Origin of the sequence: Mycobacteroides chelonae, assembly GCF_016767715.1 — a bacterium.
GTDB classification, from domain to species: domain Bacteria; phylum Actinomycetota; class Actinomycetes; order Mycobacteriales; family Mycobacteriaceae; genus Mycobacterium; species Mycobacterium gwanakae.
In genome coordinates this window covers 3,726,602-3,749,261 of record NZ_CP050145.1, presented here as the reverse complement: position 1 = coordinate 3,749,261, position 22,660 = coordinate 3,726,602, and the positions used below count along the sequence as shown (strand labels likewise).

Sequence of the window (22,660 nt, the reverse complement as noted above, 5' to 3'; positions counted from 1 at the left end):
GCGCCGCATTATGCGAGTGCGTTCAGGGCGGGCCTGCGCTGTGCGTATTCGATGATGACGTCGGCGACCCGATCCGGTTCGTCGAGGTGGGGGCAATGTCCGGCATGTGGCAACACCACCAGCCGTCCGCCGTGAATGCGGCGGACGAGCCTACGCGCCCCCGAGACCGGCACCAGGCGATCTCGCCCGCCGTGAATCATGGTCATCGGCATAGTGATACGGTCGGGTAACCGAACTCTGTCGACCTCGGCCTTAAACTGAACGGCTAGCTTCGTCAATCGCCTGGCCTGGCTCCGGCTATCAAAATGCTCTGTGAGTTTCGCGATCATGGCGGGATCTACCCGGTCTTTGCGCCCGTAGCAGAGATATGCAGTACTCCAGCTGAGCAGCGACCGGGGCAACAGCGGGATAGCCGGCCATGCGAGCGCCAGAATCTTTAGCGGCGAGTTGGCACCCAACGACATGACCTGCACGGGATATGTCCAACCGACCCCCGCGGGATCGACCGCGACAAGATAGCCCACTTCGTGGACGGGATTCGATTCTCCAGCAACAAGAATTGACAGTAGTCCGCCCAAGGAGTTGCCCGCCAGCACCACTGGTCCTCTCGCGGAATAAGTCCGAATCAACCCTCGCGTGAACTGCAGGAGTTGGTCGAGTTTCGGCCCACTGCGCAGCCGACTTGCCGAGCCAAAGCCCGGCAAGTCGACTGCGACAGCGTGTACACCCCGCCTTGCGCACCGTTCGAGGACCGGCCGCCAACATTCTGCAGAGTGGCCGAAACCATGCAGCAGCAATACGGTCGGGCCGCTGCCAGCTACGACTAGTTCACAGGTGCCGTATCCGCCGTAGGTGGCATAGCGCCGGCTGATCACCGACTCATTCATGGATGGCGCACACGACTTAGACCCAGGCGCCGATCTGCTCGGGCAACCTTGATGTGTCCCACGGCCCTTCTTGTTCCACCGTGTGTGTGATCGTCCAACCTTGAAGCAATAAACCCATATCTACCTCTCAGTGATTGCACTGGCTTCTGCGCGAAGCGACTTAGCTCACCAGTTCGGAAAGTTTGATGAGGGAAGAATCGAGCTCTTTTGCGGCCGTGCGCTCGATCGCAGAACCGATTGCGCCGACCATCATCTGGCTGATGAAATCGGCCTGCATCGCCATAACCGACTGATCACCCTTGGGCTCCACGCGCAACGTCATGGTGATCTCGGCGCCCGCCATTCCGGTGCCGCTGAGCGCGACGTTCTTCGGCGGGTTGTAGTCGGAGACCGTCAGGGTCAGAGTGTTAGCCATGCCCATGACGGTGAGCACTGCCGTCAGTTGTGTGCCATCGCTCACTTCGGCGGGGGGTTCGCTCACCCACTTGGTGAACATGGTGTTCCATTCGCCCCAACGGGAGTAGTCGTTGGCTAGCGCCCAGACCTTCTCTGCCGGAGCGTTCATTTCGCGTTCGATGGTGATACTTGCCATTGTGATTCCTTTCAATTTCGGGTGTTGACGACGGTCCGCTTCAGCGATTTGCTGGACGGTAGGCAGTGATGACGGCGGAGCCGCCCAGGCCGATGTTGTGCTGTAGCGCCACTTTCGCGTTCTGGACTTGCCGTTTGTCGGCTGTTCCACGAAGCTGCCAGGTGAGTTCGGCGCACTGCGCAAGGCCGGTGGCGCCCAGGGGATGCCCCTTTGAGATCAGCCCGCCTGATGGGTTCACAACCCATCGGCCGCCGTATGTGGTGTCGGCGTTGTTGACCAGATGGTGCGCGCCCCCTTCTTCGCAAAGCCCCAAGGCCTCGTAGGTGAGAAGTTCATTGGGTGCGAAGCAATCGTGTAGTTCGATGACATCTACGTCATCGGGGCCGATCCCGGCCTGCGCATACACCTGCTGGGCGGCCACTCTGCTCATGTCGGCGCCGACAAGGGTGGACAAACTGCCCGAATCGAAGGTGCCGGGTGTATCGGTAGACAGAGCTTGCCCAACAATTTCGATCGCCCGGTCTCCGAGCCCGTGGCTGTCCACAAAACGCTCACTGGCAAGAACGGCCGCGGCGGAACCATCCGAAGTAGGCGAGCACATCGACCGAGTGATCCCTGCCGCGGCATAGATCAACTTGTCGTTCTTGATCTGTTCTTCGGTGTACTCGTCTTGGAATTGTGAATAGGGATTGTTCTGGGAGTGCCGATGATTCTTCACCGCGATTTTCACAAAATGATCAGGAGAAGATCCATATTTCCGGTTATGTTCCAGCCCTGCGGCTCCGAACATCCATGGTGCCGGTGGAAATGATATCTCCTGTAATTCCGCCATGGCCAGCAAGTGGCGTTGCATGGGCTGCTCGCGATCATCATACGTTGATCCGAGAGCCCCTGGCTGCATTTTCTCGAAGCCTATGGCAAGGGTGCAATCTGTTACCCCGCCTCGTATCGATTGAGCAGCGAGAAAGAGTGCGCTGGACCCAGTCGAGCAATTACTGTTCACATTGAAAACAGGTATGCCCGTCAGTCCCAGCCCGTAGACCGCGCGATGGCCGCTGCAGGATTCCCCGTAGCAATACCCCGCATATGCCTGCTGGATCTCATCGAATGCGATACGGGCATCCTCAAGTGCCTTGGTGCCCGATTCAAGCGTCATGTGAGGGTAGTCCCAATCGCTGCCGTCGTCATTCTTTCGGCGGCCTGGTTTCTCAAATTTTGTCATTCCGACGCCGATGACAAAGACCCGATTGGACATGTAGATCTCCTAGATTTCTATCTGTTCTGAATGCAAGAAATGGCAGCGTCGTCGCGTTGGCTACGAGGAAAATTCGGCGATACCGTCGGTAATCACGAACTTTCCCGGTTTCTCATTTCCTGCTGTCTCGAAGCTCAGCACATGCCGCTCTTTCGACTGGGTCTGCCACGCACGGGTGGTGATAATCTCCCCGGGAATGGCAGGCTTGGAGAGTCGCACTGCGAGGCGCTTCAAGGTTGACGAATCGCCCGGAGAAACGGCGCCTATCAGCGCGTGGGATACAAAGGCAATCGTGCACAGCCCGTGGATGATAATTCCGTTCAGGCCCATTTGCTTTGCGAACGCGTCATCCAAATGGATGGGCATGGGATCACCCGCAGGCTCCGCGTAGCGATAGGTCTGGTCCTCATCGAACTGTTGGACAAATTCATAGTGAGCGTCCCGCGTGCGCAACGACTCGTCAAAGGTATGGTCGGGGCTTACCGTGCCCACCGATCCGTCAAACTCTCCTCCCCGGAAGAAGCCGATGAAATACTGCTCGTTCACCAGGTCGTCGTGAGTGGTGCTTCGGGTTTCCATGAGTGTCGTGACCACGACCCCAGAAGATTTTCCCTCGATCCCAATCGGTTTGGCGCGCACACTGAGCGTCTCCCCGGGCCTTATCGGGCGGTGGAGTCGGAAATCATGCTCGCCATGCAAGATTCGGAACACTAAAGGGTCTGGAACCATCGATATGGTGGCTTCAGCCATCAAGTTCATCGCTGGCACGACAGCGAACACCGGTGGCGCGACAACCCCCCGTAGATGGCTTTCGATGGGGTCATTAGTCGCCTTTGCGTACGCGACAGTTCGGTCCGCCGTAACCTCGAAGCGTTGCTCCTCACCCCAAACATCAAGGCGCTCTAGGTTATAGCCCTCTCTGCTGGCGACGGTCATCTCTTCTCCTCTGGATGTCACTCGATTGGTTGCCTACGTTATAAGTGGAGTCGTGAGGGCACAGTGACATAACAGCTCGAGCTGCTTGACACAATGTGCAGCTGGCCGATCAAATGGGGACGTTGGGACTTCCTCCGCGTGACCCGGTTCAGCAGTGTCCCCGCCGTGCTCCTGCATCCGCGACAGATATCTTGAGGTGATATGCCCGACGAGCTCAGATACATCGAGCCCACGATCCCGATCCATCGCCTGGAGGCCATGTTGGCTCTGGCGGTCCGGAAGGGCTGGGAGGTTGACGATCTGCTGCGCAAAGCCGGAGTGTCGCCGGCATTGCTGGTCGATGGCCGTTCGCGGATTACACGCAGTCAGCTCATCATCGTGGTCCAAGAGCTATGGGCGCACACGGACGACGAGATGTTCGGCCTAGGGCCTGCACCGATGCCACGCGGCACATTTCGACTTCTGGGATGCGCGATGTTCTACGCGGCGGCAGATGTTAGGGCCGCCGCCACCCGCTTTATGGAGATGCATCACGTACTGCCCAGCATTCCGTCTGCGTCGCTTGAATACCGTGGCACTGATATCGCACTCATTCTCGACATCAGTGCAGTACGGCAGCCCATTCCGTTGTTGGTGGACGCATTGCTCGCCGGTTCGCACCGGCTCCTGGAATGGTCGGTGGGGCGGCGTATAGACCTGACGTGCGTTGAGGTTCCACATGAAAGAGTGGCCGGTCTCGATGACTATGATCAGATCTTCGGCGCGCCAGTGAAATTCGGCGCGCGGGCGCCTGCATTGGTGATTGATCAATCGATACTGTCGGCGTCGATCATGCGCAATGAATCCGATTTCGACGAATTCATACGACGGGCACCCTCGGATTTGCTGTTTAGGCCGCGTCGCGACGGCCTTTCGATGACTGAACGTGTTCGTCGGCTCACCGAACAAGGGATCGGCGGGCAGTGGCCCACAATGGTCGATATGTCACACCGACTCGGACTCAGCGCCCCGGCGGTCAGACGAAAGCTTCATGAGGAGCAGACTTCGGTACGACGCATTCGTGACGAGGTTCTGCGCGATGCGGCCGTGGCGAGCCTCGCCTGCGGTGACGAGACCATCGCGGAGCTCTCTAAACGTTTGGGGTTTTCCGAAGCCAGTGCTTTCACCCGTGCCTTCCGAAGGTGGACGGGCAGCGCACCGCGGTCATACTGTCCCGATAACGCCTTGTAACCAACTAGTCCGAACTAGTGATTCGAGACTCATAGTCTGCGCGCGTCTGACTGTCGTAAGCGTCAAGCATATGGTGATTGACGCCCACCAACTTCATGGCAGGTGCTATCACAGAGCGCGGCATCACCGCTAATACCTTGGTGATTGGAGTCAGGCGCTTGGGGACAAAGACCGGAAACCGCCTACGGCCGACTGCGCGCACTGTTGCCGACGCAATGTCTTCAGGCTGGACAGTTTTCAGGAGCCAGTGATCTGCCACGCCCGAAATTAGCTCAGTGTTGACTAAGCCCGGCATGACACACACGACCCCGATGTCATCGGGCTGAAGCTCCAGGTTCAACGACTCGGACAGCCCCACAACCGCATACTTTGTGGCGCAGTAGGTGGCCAATCCCGGAGATCCGAACTTGCCCGCCGCCGAAGCGATATTGACGAGCGTCCCACCGCTCGCCATCACCCGAAGGGCGAGCTGACAGCCCCACATCACCCCCCGGACATTGATGTCGAGCTGCCGCTGTATCGACTCCAAGGACTCAGCACCGAACGGGGAAATCGGCATTATCCCAGCGTTATTGACCATAACGTCGAGCCGTCCATGGGTATGCATCGTCGTCGCGATGAAGGATTCGAAGCTCTCGTAATTCGTAACATCCAAAGGCAGCCCAACAGTGTTGCCGCCAAGCTGCTCAGCCGTTTGTTCGCAGAGCTTCTTATCCAGGTCACCTATCACCACGTGCGCGCCGTGCTTAACGAACTCGGCCGCAATGGCCCGACCGATGCCTCGTGCACCGCCGGTTATCGCGACGATTTTTCCACGGAGGTCAGTTTTGGCCATGACGAAGTCTCCAGTCCGGGTCGATGCACAGAGCGGTGGCTCATGCGAAATCACTAAGTGCGTGCGATGCTACGGATTACTTTGCACAAGAAGATATGACAGAAACGCGCAATGCCTTGACCTTACTGATTGACAAGAATGTCGCTGTGAGCCTGAGCCAGTTTTCAAGGCGAGACCATGGCCTAGCTTGAGAGCGATCTCTAGACGGAACCGATCGTTGTCGACTGGTTGCCCCAGCATGGCCACCCGCCAACGCAGTATCAAGATAGTATTTGCATTGGGCTGCAACATAATTGACTGACCATGGCAGCGGCGGCGTCAACAAGCCGCTACCGCCTAACAAGACACCCGTCGATCACAGCCCAGTCACAGAAACGTCACCAACCCCCCGCTCTCGCACGCAGTGCGCGATGCTGGCCGGTGTTATGGACATCGGCGGAGCCAGGACCGTTGATCCTAGTGGAGAGGAGACATCAACACCGGATTGGAGGATGTCCGTCAGCTGGTATTCGGCCCTCGAATGACGCTGTCGCTGTCCAGCATCGGAGCCACGGACATGTATAGCTGTTCAGCCGCCACTCGGCCCGGCTACTCACGGTATGTGTAGACCAAACGCTGCGGCGGCGGCGCTCGACCGCCTGTGTAGGAAGCGATGACCTGTCGTAATCGTTAAAGCCGCGGGATGTGTGCACTCGCCGAATCGGCATTATGCCTGGACAGCGTACGCTTGGAGATTTGCTGGCTGGGCTTTACCTGATCGAGGAACCATGAAATTAGAACGGACCGATATCTGTATCGCAGCTCGGGGTGTTCGGTGAACGAAGAACATAGATGTGATTGTTCCGGGCGGGCTACAGATTTTCCGATATTGACCGGTATGCCGTCAGGTGCCTGCTGGGGCTGCTTTGGTTACGTTGAACCGTATCTAGCCGAAGCCGACTACTGGGTTTCGATGCCCGTTCATCTGGTGGTGTAAGCCGATGCCGGATGGGGAGTTGAAATCGGACCGTACGTCTTCGACCGCAAGGACATTCACCGACTACGGTCTGCGGTCGATTCTTATCAACACGCATCAGAGGGGCAAGTGGCCCATGTGGATAGTGATATTCGGCGTGCGATTTCCGACCGTTACGGGACACGATCGACAACGATCACGCCTGAGCCTCAACGCGCAACCGGGGTCAACTGTGTGAAGATCCTGTGCCCTGACGGTGCGCTGATGCACATCAATGCAGCGGGACGTGCCGCTTTAGGTATTTCCCCGCTGGACACCCAACTTGGCATGCCGTGGTTGGAGATCCTGCCGTCCGTGGTGCGCGACAGCGGACGGTACGCGCTCAATAGCGCGGCGAGCGGGATCGCAGCGCGGTTTCTTGGACTAAGTGTCGAACCGGACGGAACAACCCGACAATGGGCGAACGAACTGGCACCGGTTAGAGGAATCGATAGCCATATCACCGAAATCCTTTGTATCTCAATGGATATAACACTGATTTCTCATGGCGCCAACTTCGACAACCCTCCTGCTGCGGAGTCTCGTTGATCTGGTACACGTGGTCGCCCTCGGTCTATCGAGAACGTACCTCACAGCCTTGCCCGATCAGTCGCCGACACCTGCGTTCAGTCGCGTGGAGCCAGCCCACTGACCTCGGCCACGATCTCCAGTGACCGCAGCTGCAGCTTCCGGTCGGGCGCATTGGGCACCACGATGAGCTCATCGGCCTCGGCCAGCTGCGCAAAGTCGTCCAAGTATGCGCTCACCTGATCTGGAGTGCCGACCGCGAAGTACTTTGTCATCGCCTTGATCTGTTGCCCGGCAGGGGATTCCAGTGCGGCAAGGGCCTCGTCATCGGTGAGGCGCGGACCTCCGCCGCGATGCAGGAAAAGCTTGGCACGTTCGATCAGCGCCGACCGGTACTGCTCCCGGGCGGTGTCTTCGTCGTCGGCGGCGATGACGTTGACCCCGGCGATCACGTACGGCTCCGGCAGCTGCTCGGAGGGCTGGAACTCCCGCCGATACAGCGCCACCGCATCCCGCAGCGCGGGAGGCGCGAAGTGGGAGGCGAAACCGTAGGGCAGGCCCAGCACCGCCGCCAGCTGTGCGCCGAACAACGACGACCCAAGGATGTAGAGCGGTACGTGTGTCCCGTGCCCCGGTGTCGCGGTGACCCCCGGGACCCGGCTCTGTTCGCTCAGATATGCCTGCAGCTCGATCACATCCTGCGGAAAGTGCTCGGCATCGGCGGGGGAGTGCCGCAACGCGCGCAGCGTCACCTGATCCGTCCCCGGGGCGCGGCCGAGACCGAGATCGATGCGTCCAGGGTGCAGGGTTTCGAGGGTGCCGAACTGCTCGGCGATCTGCAGCGGGGAATGGTTGGGCAACATGATGCCGCCCGCGCCCAGTCTGATGGTCGACGTCTGGGTGGCCACATGTCCGATCAGGACACTGGTCGCCGACGAGGCAATGGACCGCATGTTGTGGTGTTCGGCGTACCAGACGCGGTGAAATCCCAGCGCTTCGGCGTGCCGCGCGATCTCGACGCTGGCGGCGAAGCTCTCGGCCACGGTCTCGTGCGGCGCCACCCGCGCCAGATCCAGAATCGACAAAGGTCTCGCCATGAATTGGAGCAACCCGCGGCGTTTCTTCGCTATTCCCCCGTGGGACGCACCATAGACGGTACAAACGTATGGTGCCCTTCCTTCCGACCGCAGCGGAACTGGCGGGTGCTCTCGCCGAACTGCTCGACGACCTCCAATCCGAGCTGCCCGCATCCTCGGTGCATCGCGCCCGTGTCGGGGCCAACATCGCCAGGATTCTGCAGCGAGAACTAACCACGCCCTCGCAGCCGCCTGCCGATGACCCGTCATGGGAGGACCTGGCCGAGGCGGTGCGTAGTGAACTCGCGGTTGTCAAGCCCGGGTACGACGCCTGGGAGGGCGAATGATCGACCTGGCCGACGGGCTCACCCGTTACCTGCACGACGAGTTCGGCAAAAAGTTTCAGGTTTCTGGCGTGGTTGGCGTTTCCGCGGGCGCCCGACGGCGAAATGTGCTGGTGGATGCCACTTTCGGGGGTGAGACCCTCAAGCTGGTCGCGACCATTGTGCCCGCAGTCGTGCAGCAGGTGCCGGTGGGTAGTGAGGCCGGGGTGCGTGAGCTGGCACGCAGCCACGGTGTTCCGGTGCCGCGGGTTCGTGGCGTGTGTTCCGAGGCCTCATATGTGGGTGCGCCCTTCATGATCTCCGAACGCATCGCGGGCGAGACGGTTCCCCGTAAGGTGCTGCGGCTGGTGCAGTCCACCGGGATTGAGGATCTAGTGGCCGAGCAGCTTGGTGCGGCGATGGGTCGGCTGCATGGGATAGATCCGGCGATGGCGCCGCCGGATCTGCCCGGTGACCCGGAGGCCGAGCCGGCGGTCGTCCTGCTGGAACAGATGCGTGAGGGGGTGGCGGCGCTGCTTCCGGATCGGCCGGTGTTCCAGCGCACGCTGTCCTGGCTGACCGAGCGCATGCCCGGTCCACCCGCTCGGCGATGCCTGGTGCACACCGACATTCGCAATGGCAACGTCATCGTCGGCGAGGACGGCTTGCGTGCGGTTCTCGACTGGGAGGGCACGACTCGGTTTGGAGATCCCATGCGCGATGTCGGCTGGACCGCGCTGCGGATGTGGAGGTTTGGTGTCGACGAGCGCGAGTTCGGTGGCTTCGCGGGCCGTGAGGTGTTTGTGCGTGCGTACGAGGACGCGGGCGGAACATTTGACGCCGACAGGTTCCAGTGGTGGAAGGTGCTGGGGACGCTGTGGTGGGGTGTTGGCCTTGCCGCGCAAGCGAAGTCGTATCTGGACGGTAGCGTGCGGGACATTGTGATGGCCGCAAGCGGTCGCCGGATACCCGAGATCGAGTGGGACCTGTTGATGTTGACGAAGCCGGAAGGTCGCTGATGAACTTCGAACTGCCGCCCGAGCTTGTCGACTATCTGGCCGAGCTCGACGAGTTCATCGACCGCGAGATCGTGCCGCTCGAGCAATCCGATGACAACATCCGATTCTTCGATCACCGGCGCGAAGATTCCCGTACTGACTGGGATCGTGGTGGCCTGCCCAATGGTGAGTGGGAGGAACTACTCGGGGAGGCACGTCGGCGTGCCGATGCGGCCGGTCACCTTCGGTACCCGTTTCCGGCGGAGTTCGGCGGACGTGACGGGTCCAACCTCGGCATGGCGGTCATCCGTGAGCACCTGGCGCGGCGCGGTCTCGGACTGCACTGCGACCTGCAGAACGAGCACGCCATCGTCGGTAATAACGTGGGGCTGCTTCTCATGCTGGAATACGGCACCGCGGAGCAGAAGGCCCAGTGGGTCGAGGGGCTCGCCAGCGGCACGAAGTTTTTCGCTTTCGGTATCACCGAGCCCGAACACGGCTCCGATGCCACCCATATGGAAACCCGGGCCACAAAGGATGGGTCGGACTGGATCATCAATGGTGAAAAGACCTGGAACACCGGTGTGCATATCGCCGACGCGGACCTGATTTTCGCCCGCACCTCGGGCGATCCGGGTGACGGGCGCGGTATCACCGCGTTCCTGGTGCCCGCGGATGCACCCGGGTTCAAGGTCGAGGAATACCTGTGGACCTTCAACATGCCGACCGACCACGCCCATATCTCGCTGACCGACGTGCGGGTCCCCGATTCGGCGGTCTTCGGTGGGGAGGGCCGCGGGCTGGGTGTGGTGCAGCACTTCTTCAACGAGAATAGGATTCGTCAGGCAGCGTCCAGCCTTGGGGCGGCGCAGTTCTGCATCGACCGGTCTGTTGAATATGCCAAGGAGCGCAAGCCTTTTGGGAAGCCGCTGGCATCGAATCAGGCCATCCAATTTCCACTTGTCGAGCTGCAGACCCAGTGTGAGATGCTGCGCGCGCTGATTCACAAGACGGCGTGGTCGATGGACACCTACGGACCGTTCTCGGTCTCTGAACAGGTCTCGATGTGCAATTACGTCGCAAACCGGTTGTGTTGCGAGGCCGCAGACCGGGCCATGCAGGTTCATGGCGGCTTGGGGTACTCGCGGCACATGCCGTTCGAACACATCTATCGCCATCACCGCCGGTACCGGATCACCGAGGGCGCCGAGGAGATTCAGATGCGCCGGGTGGCCGGGTATATGTTCGGCTTCATGAATCAAAAGGCGCCCAAGGGGGTCTAGTGGGCGAAACGTCGGTACCCGTTGTGGTGGTCATGGGTGTGGCAGGGGTTGGCAAATCAACCGTGGCGCAGGCCCTGGCGAAGCTCCTGGGTGCACCCTGTGCTGAGGGTGATGATTTCCATCCGGACGCGAACATTGCCAAGATGTCGGCCGGAATCCCGCTGGATGACACCGATAGATGGCCATGGCTGCAGCGGATCGCCGAATGGATGGCCGAGCGCGGACGGGAGGGGACGGGCGGGGTGGTCACCTGTTCGGCACTTAAACGCCGCTACCGTGACGTTCTCCGCGTGGGATACCCGGATGCGTTCTTTGTGCACCTGTCCGGAGACAGGGCGCTCATCGGCGACCGGATGTCGCATCGCTCAGGACATTTCATGCCGACATCGTTGTTGGATTCGCAGTTCGAGATTCTCGAACCGCTGGAACCCGACGAGCGGGGTGCGGTGCTGGATGTCGGTATCGGGCCGGATGAACTGGTAGCGGAGGCTTTGAGGCAGATCGGCGCATGAACGCCGACCTGATTCTGCTGGCCGAGCCGGCCAAGATCCCGCACACCACCAGTGACGTTCGGCTACTTGTTGCCGTGGTGCTGAGCATCGGCGTGATCATCGCGCTCATCACCAGGGTCAAGATGCATCCGTTCCTGGCGCTGCTGCTCGGATCGGGAACCCTGGCCGCCGTCGCCAGTGTGCCGTTCGACAAGCTCCTTGGGTCCTTTGTGACCGGATTCGGCTCGACCATCGCCGGTGTCGGGCTGCTCATCGGGTTGGGGGCGATGCTGGGCCGCCTGCTGGCTGACTCCGGTGGCGCCAACATCGTCGCCGATGCCGTGCTCGCGCGGTCGGGTCCACGCCTGCTGCCCTGGGCGGTGGCGCTGATCGCGGCCGTGCTCGGGCTGCCCTTGTTCTTCGAAGTGGGTGTGGTGCTGCTGATTCCGATCGTGCTCTTGGTGGCACGCCGGGGAAATGTGCCACTGCTGCGGGTGGGAATTCCCGCGCTGGCGGGCCTATCCGTATTGCACGGACTGGTTCCGCCGCACCCAGGTCCCTTGGTGGCGGTGGACGCGCTGAAGGCGGACTTGGGTGTCACCCTGGCGTTTGGTCTGCTGGCCGCGGTGCCCACCCTGATAGTGGCGGGGCCCCTCTATGCGCGGGTGGCAGAGCGCTGGGTGGGGCCACTGGAGATCCCTACCGCGACCGCACCCGAAGCCGATCGAAAGGGGTCGGCTCCGAGCGTTGTCGCGGTGTTGGCGACGATCTTGCTTCCGGTGGCCCTGATGTTGGCGAAGGCGCTCTCCGATGTGGTGATCGACAATCCGAAATCGTTGGTGCAGAGGATTTTCGACACCGCCGGTACGCCGCTGGTAGCGCTACTGGTGGCGACACTGGTGGCAATGGTGACGCTGGGCACGGCATCTGGCCTGGACCGCGCGGGTGTCTCGGGAATCATCGAGAAGTCGCTCGGGCCCATCGCGGGCATCGTCTTCATCGTCGGTGCCGGAGGCGGATTCAAGCAGACCCTTATTGATGTGGGGGTCGGAGATGCCGTGAGCACCTGGTCGGAGAAATGGCATATCCCCGCGCTGGTGCTGGGCTGGCTCATCGCGGTGCTCATCCGATTGGCCACGGGTTCAGCCACGGTGGCGACCATCACCGCCGCCGGTATCGTCTCCCCGCTTGCCGCGGACATGTCTACCGCGCACGTCGCGCTGTTGGTGCTCGCGATTGGTGCCGGGTCGCTCTTCTTCTCCCACGTCAACGACGCCGGATTCTGGTTGGTGAAGGAGTATTTCGGGATGACGGTCGGCCAGACCCTCAAGTCATGGTCGGTGATGGAAACGGTGATTTCGGTCGTCGGATTTGCGATGGTCCTGCTGCTGAGCGCCGTTGTATGACTCGTCTAACTCTTTGTCGCACTCACGAACTGTGAGAGTCCCCGCACCTCTTGCTCAATGTCGTGAAATCCCGAGTTCCACAGCACCGAGGTGATGTCATCGCGGTCGAAGCCGTGTAAACCGTTGCGTGCCGCCATTTTCACGGAGAGCGACCGAACGAGCCTGGGGCCGCGGGTGCAGCTGGTCATCACCGCGATCCGGCCGCCCGGCCTGAGCACCCGGAGCATCTCATCGAGAACCTTGAAGGGCTCGGGTACCAGATACAGCGCGGCGAAACAGCACACCGCATCAAAGCTTCCGTCGTCGAACGGCAGGGTGCGGGCATCCGCACGCAGGTATCCAACCCCGTTCGCGATGTTGGTCCGGACCGCGCGCCGCAGCATGGGCTCGGAGAAATCGAGCCCGACTGCCAGACCGTCGGCGGATAACTGGCCGCCCAGGTATTTGGTGAAGTTTCCTGGCCCGCAGGCGACATCGAGCAGTGTATGGGCCGCGTCGAGTCGCAGGGCCCGTGCCGCACGGCGCCGTTCTGCCGACGGCGTGATGCCGGTGTAGAGCACGGTCTGGCCCCAGCGCCACGGCCCTTGATAGACCGCGGCCACCAGGGGATTGTTCATGGCGCGCTGGGCGACGCGCTGAGGCTGATCAGAGGGCGGCGGAAGCAGATCCAGGTAGCCGGCCGACGAATGCGCACCCGCGTCGAGTGCGTCGGACCAGACGAGCTCGCCGAGGCGATCCAATGCGGTCGGGGTTGTCATTGGGCCTCCTGCAGCCTGTCGTCGTCGTGAAGGTGCTGAGCGAAAAAGGCGTAGACCCGTTCCCAGGCGTCGGCCTCCGCCTCGGGGGAGTACCCGAATCCGGCGATCCGCATCAGTGGTTGCATCGGCAGCTGGTTGGCGAAACTGTGCCCCGCGTCGTACTTCTTGATGTCGTGTTCGATGCCGTGGGCGTCCAGTGCCTTGCGCAACCGGGGCTCGCCCCGAATCACGAAGGGGTCCCGAGTGGCCAGGCTCGCGACGACGGGGCACGCTCCCTCGAAATGGTCGCCGTAGGGGCCGGGCATTGCACCGTAGAAAGGTGCGGCCGCATCAAACCCCTTGGTGGAAGTGATAAGTACGAATCCACCGCCCATGCAGAAACCGGCGACACCGACCCCGCCCGTGGTGTAGGGCAGCGACAACAGGTGATCGCGCGCGGCCAGGATCTCGTCGATGGCACGACCCCGGCGGGTGATGAGATTGGTCATGACTCGGCTGATGCACCGGATTCGTCCACGGGAGTACAGGTCGGGCGCCAGGGCCACATAGCCGTTGGCCGCCACGTTCTTGGTGATGCGACGCAAGTCGGGAGTGGACCCGTTGATGTCGTGCAGCACCACGATCGAGGGCCACGGCCCGTCGCCCGCAGGCTTCTCCAAGATGCCTGTGACTTCACCACTTTTTGTGGGGAAACTGATGTCCGCCATAGCGCTCCTGTGATCGATCACAAATATTGTTTACAGTGATGTTAAGCTAATTGGAAAGGTAGGCTCCAGCGCTGATGGCTGTCAATACCCCATCGGGCCGGTCCCGGGGGCGCCCCGCGCGCACGCCCGAGCAGCACGAGCAGATGCGCGCACGCATCCTTGCCGCTGCCGGTGCCGTGTACGCCAAGCACGGGCAGCGCGGCACCACCGTGGCGCGCATCGTCACGAAGGCCCACCTGTCCCGGCCGACGTTCTATGTGTTCTTCGACGGAACCGACGATGTCATCACCGCATTGGTCAACCACACCCAGTCGCAGCTCAACGGAAGGCTCTACGCGGTGATCGCGGAGCCGGCCGATCCGATCACCCAAATCGTCGCGGCGGTGGACGTTTACCTCGATACCACCGAGGAGATGGGCGATGCGGCGCGGGTGTTCCACATCGAGGCCCACGATCCTGCTTCCTCCGCACATCGATTGCGCCAGGAGAACGAGGAGGTAATGGTCGAGATGCTTCGTGGCCGGATCATCGAATCCGGTCGCCCTGCACCATCTTCAGAGGCCTTCCGAATGCTGTTCGGAACCCTGCAGGCGGGCAGTTACCGCTACTTGTCGACGCCCGGCAGCGATCGCCGGGAGGCGCGCGCCGCGATGCTGCGGGCGGCGGTGGCGCTCGTGGGCACGCCGGAGGACTGGCGTCAGGCCGCCGAGCGTCCCGACCTGTTCGGGCAGCAGGGCTAGATGCTCAGGTACTGGGGCGACAACACGATGGAGTACAGGATTGTTCGGTAGGCCCGAGTGGGATCGGTAACCCATTGGCTCACCAGGAAGTACAGCGTCTGAGTGCCATCCGCGTTCATGGTGATGCTGACGACCTGGGGCCCATACGGCTGCAGCAGCTTGTGTGGATCACGGGAGATGAACGGATCATCCGGTCGTGGATCGGACGGATCGTTGCGGATCAGCACCGTCATGGGCTCGCTGACCAACTCCTGAGGAGTGCGAAACAGCTTGAGTCCGATGTGCGCGTCGCCGGAACCGTTGGAATCGAGCAGGCCGAAACCACCTGCGGGTAGGGCGAATAACTGATTCTCGCGGTCTCCGCCACCACGGATCTGGCCAATCTTCTCCCACGCCGACGAGTCCAGGAAAGCCGGATCGTCGATCGGAGGTGTGAGCCACGCACACCGCGGCGCCCAGGGCCCGGTTCCGATGTTTCCCGCCACCAGCATTCGGCGACCAGGCGCCGAAACCCCACTCGGCTGCGAGATCCCGGCCATGACACCGATCGGCTGGTAGGACGGTTTGCCCGGCTCGCTCACGTCGTAGACGGTGGTGTCCGCCGAGACGAAGGTGCTGCATCCCGGCGACGGAATGCACGAGGCGAACAACAGCGAACGCTGCGCCAGCTCCGCAGATCCGGTGGGCAGGAGCCGGGCACCGTCCTGTGCATCCGATGGCAGCGCAAGCGGTTTGGAACGTCCCCCGAGTGCCACCGAGGGGCTGGCAGGGTCGACGGGAATGAGCTGAATGCCGTCACCGGTGTTCAGGTAGTCGCCCGTCCACAGGCAGGCGCCGCGGTTGGTGTGCACACCGAGGTCGAAGGAATCGTCTCGACAGGCGGTCTGAAAGCTGGCGTTGACCGATGGCATGTGCGGAATCGGGTTGCCCTGGGCATCCTTGAATTCCTGCTGTTGAGTCGGCCCGAGCATGACGAGTGAGTCCAGCAACGGCACCATGCGGGGCGGCAGTGGGGCCGGGGTAGGAGTATCCGGATGGAATGGCTTTGGCGGCAGATGCTTTTCGTGGCGGATCCACAGTGAGGAGGCGGGCACCCCGAGCCTATTCAGCAGTTGGCCCAGCAGCGGCACGCTGACGCCGATCACATTCGAGGGATCGCCGTCGATGCCTTCGACGAACCAGCTGCCCAGGCCGTCGAGCGTGAAGGCGCCCGCCACCTGCAGGGGCTCGCCGGTAGCCAGATAGGCCTCGAGATCTGCTGCCGATGGGTTTCCGAAACGCACTGTGGTCGAGCGTGTTTTACTGACACGTGCGACAGGCTTGCCCTCGACGACCCGCACCAGGCAGTGCCCGGTCAGCAGCTGAGCGGACCGCCCGGCCATCAGCCCCCAGCGGCGGCGCGCTTCCTCCACGGTGCCCGGCTTGCCCTGCAACATGCCGTCGAGCAGGAGCATCGAATCGCAGCCCAGCACTACCGCGTCGGCGGCCACCTCGCCGGCCAGGGTCGTTGCGACGTCAAAGGCCTTGGCGCAGGCCAGCACTTCCACGGCTCGCTCCGGGGCGGTACCCGAGGGTTGGGTGGCCATGACGAGATGCTCGTCGACATGCGAGACGATGACGACCGGGTTCAGGCCGGCCTGCTCCAGGATCCGTTCGCGCGCGGGAGAGGCCGAGGCCAGGACAAATGCGCTCACGGGGCCGGTGACGGCCGTCTAGAACGTGCCCTGCGGGCGCGCCAGCTTCGCGCGCTCGAACAGGGTGACTCGCTGCCAGCTGTGCGGGCTGTAGCGCAGCATGTCGATCGGCTCGGCCCAGAGGTTCCGGGGCTTGCGGCTCTCGGTCTCCGCCTTCGAGGCCAGCGCGCTGAGCGCCGCGACCAGGGCCGCGATCTCCTCATCTGTCGGGTTGCCGCTGAGCACCTGCACGTCGGCGGCTTTCACCTTCCCGGAATCGCTTTCAGCGGTTACGGTTTCGCTGGTCTCGTCGGTCACGGACGCACCTTCTTCATTCGTCACAGCGGAATGTTTCCGTGCTTCTTCGGTGGGAGCCGCACGATCTTGCGATCGAGCAAGCGCAGCGAGGTGGCGATGTAGCCGCGAGTGTGCGATGGCGGGATGACCGCGTCGACGTATCCGCGCTCGGCAGCCATGTACGGGTTCACCAGGGTGTCCTCGTACTCGGCCTGCAACTGCAGGCGCAGGGCGTCCACATCGTCACCGTTCTTGGACGCCTCGGCCAGCTGCGAGCGGTACACGAATCCGACCGCACCGGAGGCACCCATGACCGCGATCTGTGCGGTGGGCCAGGCGACGTTGACGTCAGCGCCCATGTCCTTGGAGCCCATGACGCAGTACGCGCCACCGTAGGCCTTCCGGGTGATCACGGTGATCTTCGGAACGGTGGCCTCGCCGTACGCGTACAGCAGCTTGGCGCCACGCCGGATGATGCCGTTGAACTCCTGCTCGGTGCCGGGCAGGAAGCCGGGCACATCCACCAGAGTGATGATCGGGACACCGAAGCAGTCGCAGGTGCGGATGAACCGCGCGGCCTTCTCCGAGGCATTGATGTCCAAGCAGCCCGCGAACTGGGTGGGCTGGTTGGCGACGATGCCGACGCTGCGGCCGTCGACACGGCCGAAGCCGACGATGATGTTCTGGGCGTATCCGGCCTGCACCTCGAGGAACTCGTCGTCGTCGAGGATGCGGGTGATGACCTCGTGCATGTCGTACGGCTGGTTCGGGGAGTCCGGAATCAGCGTGTCGAGCTCGATGTCCTCGTCGGTGAGGTGATCTTCGATGGCGCCGTCGGTCGGCTCCGGTCCCGGATAACGCGGCGGCTCGGAGGCGTTGTTGGACGGCAGGTAGCTCAGGATGTCGCGGACGTAGTCGAAGGCGTCCTGCTCGCCGGAGGCGACATAGTGCGTGGTGCCGGACTTGGCCTCGTGGGTGTGTGCGCCACCCAGCTCCTCCATGGTGACGTCCTCACCGGTGACGGTTTTGATGACGTCGGGACCGGTGATGAACATCTGGCTGGTCTGGTCGACCATGACGATGAAGTCCGTCAGCGCGGGCGAGTAGACGTGACCACCGGCGGCCGGGCCCATGATGAGCGAGATCTGCGGGATGACGCCCGAGGCGATGACGTTGTTGTGGAAGATCTGGCTGTACAGGCCGAGGGAGACCACGCCCTCTTGGATGCGGGCGCCGGCACCCTCGTTGATGCCGATGAGCGGGCGGCCGGTCTTGAGGGCCAGCTGCTGCACCTTGACGATCTTCTCGCCGTACACCTCGCCGAGGCTGCCGCCGAACACCGAGACGTCCTGGCTGAAGATGCACACGTCACGGCCGTCGATGGTGCCGAAACCGGTCACCACGCCGTCGCCGAGCGGGCGCTTCTCGCCCAGTCCGAAGTTTGAACTGCGGTGCTTGGCCAACGCGTCCAACTCCACGAACGAGCCCTCGTCCAGTAGCGCGTAGATGCGCTCACGGGCGGTCAGCTTGCCCTTGGCGTGGATCTTGTCGACGGCGGCCTCGCCGACCGGATGCAGTGTCTCCTCGCTGCGCCGACGCAGATCGGCGAGCTTGCCCGCGGTGGTGTGGATATCGGGCTCGGTGGTCGTCATGGGTCCCGATGTTATCGCGCTGCACCCGGGAGAACGCGCATGGGCCTTAGAGAGTTCTCAGAAATTTTCTCGAATGGATGTTCACCGATAGCGGTACATAGAAGGAGATGGACAAACAGCCCGCACTGGATGCCGACCTGGTGTTCACGATCGTGTCCCGTTTCGACCAGCTCGAGGGGGCCGACGCGGAGGTCGCGGTGCGTTCGGCGGCGGAACTGGCCGAGTGTCCGGTGGGTGTCCGCTGGTCCGAGGACGCCGAGCCCACGGTATGGCTGGAACGCGAGGGGCTGGCCCGATCCACCGACGAGCTCCTGTTGCACCGGCTGCGGCACCATGACTCGTGAGTCCACTCCTCGGACCGATATCGCTGCCATGCTCCTGGACCGTGTCGGCGACAGACATCTAGGGCTCCGTACCCGCGACCGCGACTGGACATGGGATGAGGTGATCGGTGAGTCCGCCGCACGAGGCGAACTCGCGCGGAAGCTGCGGGCCGAGGGGCCCTTCCACATCGGGATCCTGCTGGAGAACGTTCCCGACTTCATCTTCTGGCTGGGCGGTGCCGCACTGGCCGGCGCCACCATCGTGGGTATCAATCCCACCCGAGGGCCTGTCGAGATGGCCGCCGAGATTCGTCATACCGACTGTCAGCTGATTGTCACCGACACCCGCAATCTCGATCGGTTGCGGGATCTCGAGCTGGGTCTGACGGTGGACCGGTTTCTGGTGATCGACACGCCCGAATACCTGGCGCAGATCGACGAGAATCGCACTGCGGCATCGGTTTCCCATGGAGTAGGTGCGCAATCGCTGCTCCTGCTGCTGTTCACGTCCGGAACCACGGGTGCTTCCAAGGCAGTGAAATGCAGTCAGGGTCGCCTGGCGCAGATCGCGCACCTGGCCACCGACAAATTCGGGCATCACCGCGGCGATGTCGACTACTGCTGCATGCCGCTGTTCCACGGGAATGCGTTGATGGCGCTGTGGGCCCCGGCGCTGGCCAATGGCGCTACGGTCTGTTTGATTCCCACCTTTTCGGCGTCACGCTTTCTGTCCGACATCCGGTACTTCGGCGCGACGTTCTTCACCTACGTCGGTAAGGCACTCGGATATCTGTTGGCCACCGCCGAGCAACCCGACGACGCCGAGAACCAGCTGGTGCGCGGATTCGGCACCGAGGCCTCGCCGGAGGATCAGGCCGAGTTCCGGCGACGATTCGGTGCGGAGCTGTTCGAAGGTTATGGATCCAGCGAGGGTGGGGGAGCCGTCGTGCTCGATCCCAACGCGCCGCCCGGCGCGCTGGGGCGCCCGGTGCATGAGGGCGTGGTGATCGTCGACCCGGAGACGCTACGAGATTGTGTTGCAGCAGTTTTCGATGAGCATGGACGTGTGCTCAATGCCGATGACGCGGTCGGTGAGATTGTCGACAAACAGGGGCGGCGCGGGTTCGAGGGCTACTACAAGAACGACGACGCGGATGCCGACCGCATCCGTAACGGGTGGTACTGGACCGGTGACCTCGGCTATCTCGATGCAGCCGGGTTCATCTACTTCGCGGGTCGTCGCGGTGACTGGATCCGGGTAGACGGTGAGAACACGTCGGCGCTGACCATCGAGCGGGTGCTGCGGCGCCACCCGGCGGTGATCGCGGCAGGTGCCTATGCGGTACCCGATCCGCGTTCCGGTGATCAGGTGATGGCATCCATCGAGGTGGCTAATCCGGAGGAGTTCGATGTGGAAGGGTTCACCGAGTACCTCGCGAGGCAGGAAGGCCTGGGTAGCAAGGGTATTCCACGTTTCCTGCGGGTGTCGGCGAACCTGCCGGTGACGGGCTCCAACAAGGTGCTCAAGCGCGACCTGCAAGCGCAGCGCTGGCATACCGATGAATCCGTGTTCCGTTGGGAGGGAAGGGGCGCGCCGGTGTATCGGCGGATGAGTGCGGATGACAAAACCGCACTCGATGCTCAATTCACGGCATATGGGCGACAACGGCTGCTGTAGAGCGCAGTATTGACGACAAGTCAGCGAAAGGACAGCCCCCGATGACTGACGAAATGATTCGCGAAATCGACAGCGGCACAGTGATGACCCGGTTTGCCCGGGGGTGGCATTGCCTGGGACTGGCCGAGTCGTTCCATGACGGTGAGCCGCACGGTATCGAGGCGTTCGGCACGAAGTTGGTGGTGTTCGTCGACTCGCGCGGCGAGATCAAGGTGCTGGACGGATACTGCCGTCACATGGGCGGCGATTTGTCGCAGGGCACCATCAAGGGCGACAACATCGCGTGCCCATTCCATGACTGGCGTTGGGGCGGCGACGGTAAGTGCGCGCTGGTTCCGTACGCCAAGCGCACCCCGAAACTCGCGCGCACTCGCAGCTGGCCCACTCTTGAGGTGAACGGTCAGCTGCTGGTGTGGCATGACCCGGAGGGGTCTGCTCCACCGCCCGAGCTCAGCCCGCCGACGATCGACGGCTATGCGGAAGGTAAATGGTCATCATGGCAATGGAACTCGATCCATATCGAGGGATCACATTGCCGCGAGATCGTCGACAACAACGTGGATATGGCGCACTTCTTCTATATCCATCACGCCTATCCGACGTACTTCAAGAACGTCATCGAGGGGCAGACCGCCAGCCAGTTCATGGAGTCCAAACCGCGGCCCGACTTTGTTCCTAACCCCGAAAAGCTTTGGGAAGGAACGGGTGTGCGCTCGGAGGCCACATATTTCGGCCCGGCATACATGATCGACTGGATTCACAACGACCTCGGTCCCGGATTCACCGTCGAAGTGGCGCTTGTCAACTGCCACTATCCGGTGACGCACGATTCTTTCGTGCTGCAGTGGGGTGTGGCCATCCAGGAGATGCCCGATCTGCCACCGGATAACGCGCGTAAGCTCGCCGCCGCGATGGCCAGATCATTCGGCGACGGATTCCTGGAGGATGTCGAGATCTGGAAGAACAAGACGCGCATAGACAATCCGTTACTCACTCAGGAGGACGGTGCCGTCTATCAACACCGGCGCTGGTACGAGCAATTCTACGTGGATCTGGCAGATGTCACGCCGGACATGACAGAACGCTTCGAGATCGAGGTGGACACCACGCATGCCCACGGGGTGTGGGTGCACGAGGTCGAAGAAAATCTTGCCGAGCGGGCCGCCACGGCGTCGCGCTGAGAGTCCTAGGCTGAGCGTGTGACCTCGGACAGACTCACCCTTACCGACAGCCCCGGTGGACAGTGGCGCCGCATCGACATCGTCGAGGAAACCGGATCCACCAACGCCGATCTGGTGGCACGCGCCGCGGCGGGGGAGGACATCGACGGTGTTGTGCTGCTGGCCGAACACCAGACCGCCGGCCGGGGCCGTCACGGCCGCAACTGGGGCGCGCCCGCGCGCACGCAGCTGTCGATGTCGGTGGGCATAGGAGTCGGTGAGGTGTCACCGGACCGGTGGGGATTGGTGCCGCTGCTGGCCGGAGTGGCGATCGTCGATGCGGTCGCTGAGGTGTCGGGCATTCAGGCCGGGCTCAAGTGGCCCAACGATGTGCTGGTGGAGGGTCGCAAGCTGTGCGGGATCCTGGCTGAGGTCGCGACACCGCAGCCGGCCATTGTGCTCGGTCTCGGACTCAACGCCACCTTCACCCAACACGAGCTGCCGGACCCCAATGCGACGTCCCTGGCGATCCTGGGCTGGGCCAATCCGGACCGCAACGAGCTGGCGCGCGCGGTGCTGCGTGAACTCGCGGGCCGCATCGCGCATTGGCGTTCCGCGAGGGGAGTCGATGAGCAGCTGTTGGAGGATTACCGCGCCCGCAGCGTCACCCTGGGAGCGCGGGTGCGGGCCGAGCTGCCGGGCCAGCGTGAACTGATCGGCGTAGCCGTCGGGCTCGGTAACGATGGACAGCTCCGTATCGAGGCCGCAGACGGCACCGTCACCGCGGTGACGGCGGGCGACATTACGCATCTGCGCCCGCTCGGCGACCAGTAAAGTC

At 62.4% G+C, this 22,660-nt stretch carries 22 protein-coding genes and 1 pseudogene; 12 read left to right on the top strand and 11 right to left on the bottom strand.

Annotated elements, in window-relative coordinates; translation table 11 throughout:
- Positions 1 to 8: 8 nt before the first annotated feature.
- The 4 genes from HBA99_RS18480 to HBA99_RS18465 form a co-directional block, all read right to left on the bottom strand.
- Complete coding sequence (locus HBA99_RS18480) at positions 9 to 887, bottom strand: alpha/beta fold hydrolase (RefSeq protein WP_081343352.1); 879 nt, start codon at positions 885 to 887, stop codon at positions 9 to 11.
- Between the two features lie 160 nt (positions 888 to 1,047).
- Entirely contained in the window at positions 1,048 to 1,479 is a 432-nt protein-coding gene (locus HBA99_RS18475; RefSeq protein ID WP_057969876.1) for a type II toxin-antitoxin system Rv0910 family toxin, read from the bottom strand.
- 40 nt (positions 1,480 to 1,519) lie between these two features.
- A complete protein-coding gene (locus tag HBA99_RS18470) occupies positions 1,520 to 2,734 on the bottom strand; it encodes a lipid-transfer protein (protein WP_070952118.1) in 1,215 nt (404 codons plus the stop codon).
- Positions 2,735 to 2,794: 60 nt separating this feature from the next.
- Positions 2,795 to 3,670: a MaoC/PaaZ C-terminal domain-containing protein gene (locus tag HBA99_RS18465; RefSeq protein ID WP_057969878.1), complete on the bottom strand. Its 876-nt coding sequence runs from the start codon at positions 3,668 to 3,670 to the stop codon at positions 2,795 to 2,797.
- A 201-nt stretch (positions 3,671 to 3,871) separates the two neighbouring features.
- Between HBA99_RS18465 and HBA99_RS18460 the strand changes: the two genes are divergently transcribed.
- Positions 3,872 to 4,900 carry an AraC family transcriptional regulator gene (locus HBA99_RS18460; protein ID WP_057969879.1) on the top strand — a complete coding sequence of 343 codons (1,029 nt, stop codon included), beginning with the start codon at positions 3,872 to 3,874 and terminating at the stop codon, positions 4,898 to 4,900.
- 4 nt (positions 4,901 to 4,904) lie between these two features.
- Here HBA99_RS18460 and HBA99_RS18455 read toward each other — a convergent pair whose 3' ends face one another.
- Entirely contained in the window at positions 4,905 to 5,735 is an 831-nt protein-coding gene (locus tag HBA99_RS18455) for an SDR family oxidoreductase (RefSeq protein ID WP_057969880.1), read from the bottom strand.
- 1,189 nt (positions 5,736 to 6,924) lie between these two features.
- Between HBA99_RS18455 and HBA99_RS18450 the strand changes: the two genes are divergently transcribed.
- Entirely contained in the window at positions 6,925 to 7,278 is a 354-nt protein-coding gene (locus tag HBA99_RS18450) for a PAS domain-containing protein (RefSeq protein WP_131822825.1), read from the top strand.
- Between the two features lie 77 nt (positions 7,279 to 7,355).
- On the opposite strand, the gene HBA99_RS18445 is transcribed toward HBA99_RS18450, so the two are convergent.
- Positions 7,356 to 8,354 (bottom strand): LLM class flavin-dependent oxidoreductase, encoded by a 999-nt coding sequence (locus HBA99_RS18445; RefSeq protein WP_070952119.1) that lies wholly within the window; start codon positions 8,352 to 8,354, stop codon positions 7,356 to 7,358.
- 71 nt (positions 8,355 to 8,425) lie between these two features.
- Between HBA99_RS18445 and HBA99_RS18440 the strand changes: the two genes are divergently transcribed.
- The 5 genes from HBA99_RS18440 to HBA99_RS18420 are packed head-to-tail and all read left to right on the top strand — an operon-like array spanning position 8,426 to position 12,834.
- On the top strand, positions 8,426 to 8,680 hold the full coding sequence (locus HBA99_RS18440) for a hypothetical protein (RefSeq protein WP_070952460.1): 255 nt from the start codon (positions 8,426 to 8,428) through the stop codon (positions 8,678 to 8,680).
- Positions 8,677 to 9,675 carry a phosphotransferase family protein gene (locus tag HBA99_RS18435; protein WP_057966852.1) on the top strand — a complete coding sequence of 333 codons (999 nt, stop codon included), beginning with the start codon at positions 8,677 to 8,679 and terminating at the stop codon, positions 9,673 to 9,675. Before HBA99_RS18440 ends, HBA99_RS18435 begins: the two co-directional genes overlap by 4 nt.
- Positions 9,675 to 10,937: an acyl-CoA dehydrogenase family protein gene (locus HBA99_RS18430; protein WP_070952120.1), complete on the top strand. Its 1,263-nt coding sequence runs from the start codon at positions 9,675 to 9,677 to the stop codon at positions 10,935 to 10,937. The genes HBA99_RS18435 and HBA99_RS18430 overlap by 1 nt, the downstream gene beginning before the upstream one ends.
- Before the next feature lie 32 nt (positions 10,938 to 10,969).
- Positions 10,970 to 11,449: a gluconokinase gene (locus HBA99_RS18425; protein ID WP_371258736.1), complete on the top strand. Its 480-nt coding sequence runs from the start codon at positions 10,970 to 10,972 to the stop codon at positions 11,447 to 11,449.
- Complete coding sequence (locus tag HBA99_RS18420) at positions 11,446 to 12,834, top strand: GntP family permease (protein ID WP_057966855.1); 1,389 nt, start codon at positions 11,446 to 11,448, stop codon at positions 12,832 to 12,834. Before HBA99_RS18425 ends, HBA99_RS18420 begins: the two co-directional genes overlap by 4 nt.
- Positions 12,835 to 12,839: 5 nt before the next feature.
- Here HBA99_RS18420 and HBA99_RS18415 read toward each other — a convergent pair whose 3' ends face one another.
- Entirely contained in the window at positions 12,840 to 13,592 is a 753-nt protein-coding gene (locus HBA99_RS18415; RefSeq protein ID WP_057966856.1) for a class I SAM-dependent methyltransferase, read from the bottom strand.
- Positions 13,589 to 14,299, bottom strand: a complete 711-nt coding sequence (locus HBA99_RS18410) for a dienelactone hydrolase family protein (RefSeq protein ID WP_030096873.1) — start codon at positions 14,297 to 14,299, stop codon at positions 13,589 to 13,591. Before HBA99_RS18410 ends, HBA99_RS18415 begins: the two co-directional genes overlap by 4 nt.
- A 74-nt stretch (positions 14,300 to 14,373) precedes the next feature.
- Between HBA99_RS18410 and HBA99_RS18405 the strand changes: the two genes are divergently transcribed.
- Positions 14,374 to 15,039: a TetR/AcrR family transcriptional regulator gene (locus tag HBA99_RS18405; protein WP_070952121.1), complete on the top strand. Its 666-nt coding sequence runs from the start codon at positions 14,374 to 14,376 to the stop codon at positions 15,037 to 15,039.
- Here the strand turns inward: HBA99_RS18405 and HBA99_RS18400 are convergent.
- Genes HBA99_RS18400 through HBA99_RS18390 form a run of 3 tightly spaced genes read right to left on the bottom strand, consistent with a single transcriptional unit; the run spans position 15,036 to position 18,661 of the window.
- Positions 15,036 to 16,733 carry a Maf family protein gene (locus tag HBA99_RS18400; protein ID WP_070952122.1) on the bottom strand — a complete coding sequence of 566 codons (1,698 nt, stop codon included), beginning with the start codon at positions 16,731 to 16,733 and terminating at the stop codon, positions 15,036 to 15,038. The genes HBA99_RS18405 and HBA99_RS18400 overlap by 4 nt on opposite strands.
- Positions 16,734 to 16,751: 18 nt before the next feature.
- The gene (locus tag HBA99_RS18395) at positions 16,752 to 17,054 is read right to left on the bottom strand and encodes an acyl-CoA carboxylase epsilon subunit (protein WP_030096876.1); all 303 of its coding nucleotides are present in this window, start codon (positions 17,052 to 17,054) and stop codon (positions 16,752 to 16,754) included.
- Positions 17,051 to 18,661, bottom strand: a complete 1,611-nt coding sequence (locus tag HBA99_RS18390) for an acyl-CoA carboxylase subunit beta (RefSeq protein ID WP_044105188.1) — start codon at positions 18,659 to 18,661, stop codon at positions 17,051 to 17,053. The genes HBA99_RS18395 and HBA99_RS18390 overlap by 4 nt, the downstream gene beginning before the upstream one ends.
- A gap of 107 nt (positions 18,662 to 18,768) precedes the next feature.
- Here HBA99_RS18390 and HBA99_RS18385 point away from each other — a divergent pair.
- From HBA99_RS18385 to HBA99_RS18370, 4 genes and pseudogenes are all read left to right on the top strand, one after another.
- Positions 18,769 to 18,993: pseudogene (locus HBA99_RS18385) on the top strand (PucR family transcriptional regulator); the annotation flags it as partial.
- 1 nt (position 18,994) lies between these two features.
- The gene (gene casI / locus HBA99_RS18380) at positions 18,995 to 20,662 is read left to right on the top strand and encodes a steroid-22-oyl-CoA synthetase (RefSeq protein ID WP_070952123.1); all 1,668 of its coding nucleotides are present in this window, start codon (positions 18,995 to 18,997) and stop codon (positions 20,660 to 20,662) included.
- A gap of 41 nt (positions 20,663 to 20,703) precedes the next feature.
- Complete coding sequence (locus HBA99_RS18375) at positions 20,704 to 21,843, top strand: 3-ketosteroid-9-alpha-monooxygenase, oxygenase component (RefSeq protein WP_070952124.1); 1,140 nt, start codon at positions 20,704 to 20,706, stop codon at positions 21,841 to 21,843.
- Between the two features lie 18 nt (positions 21,844 to 21,861).
- A complete protein-coding gene (locus HBA99_RS18370) occupies positions 21,862 to 22,656 on the top strand; it encodes a biotin--[acetyl-CoA-carboxylase] ligase (protein ID WP_070952125.1) in 795 nt (264 codons plus the stop codon).
- Positions 22,657 to 22,660 lie beyond the last annotated feature (4 nt).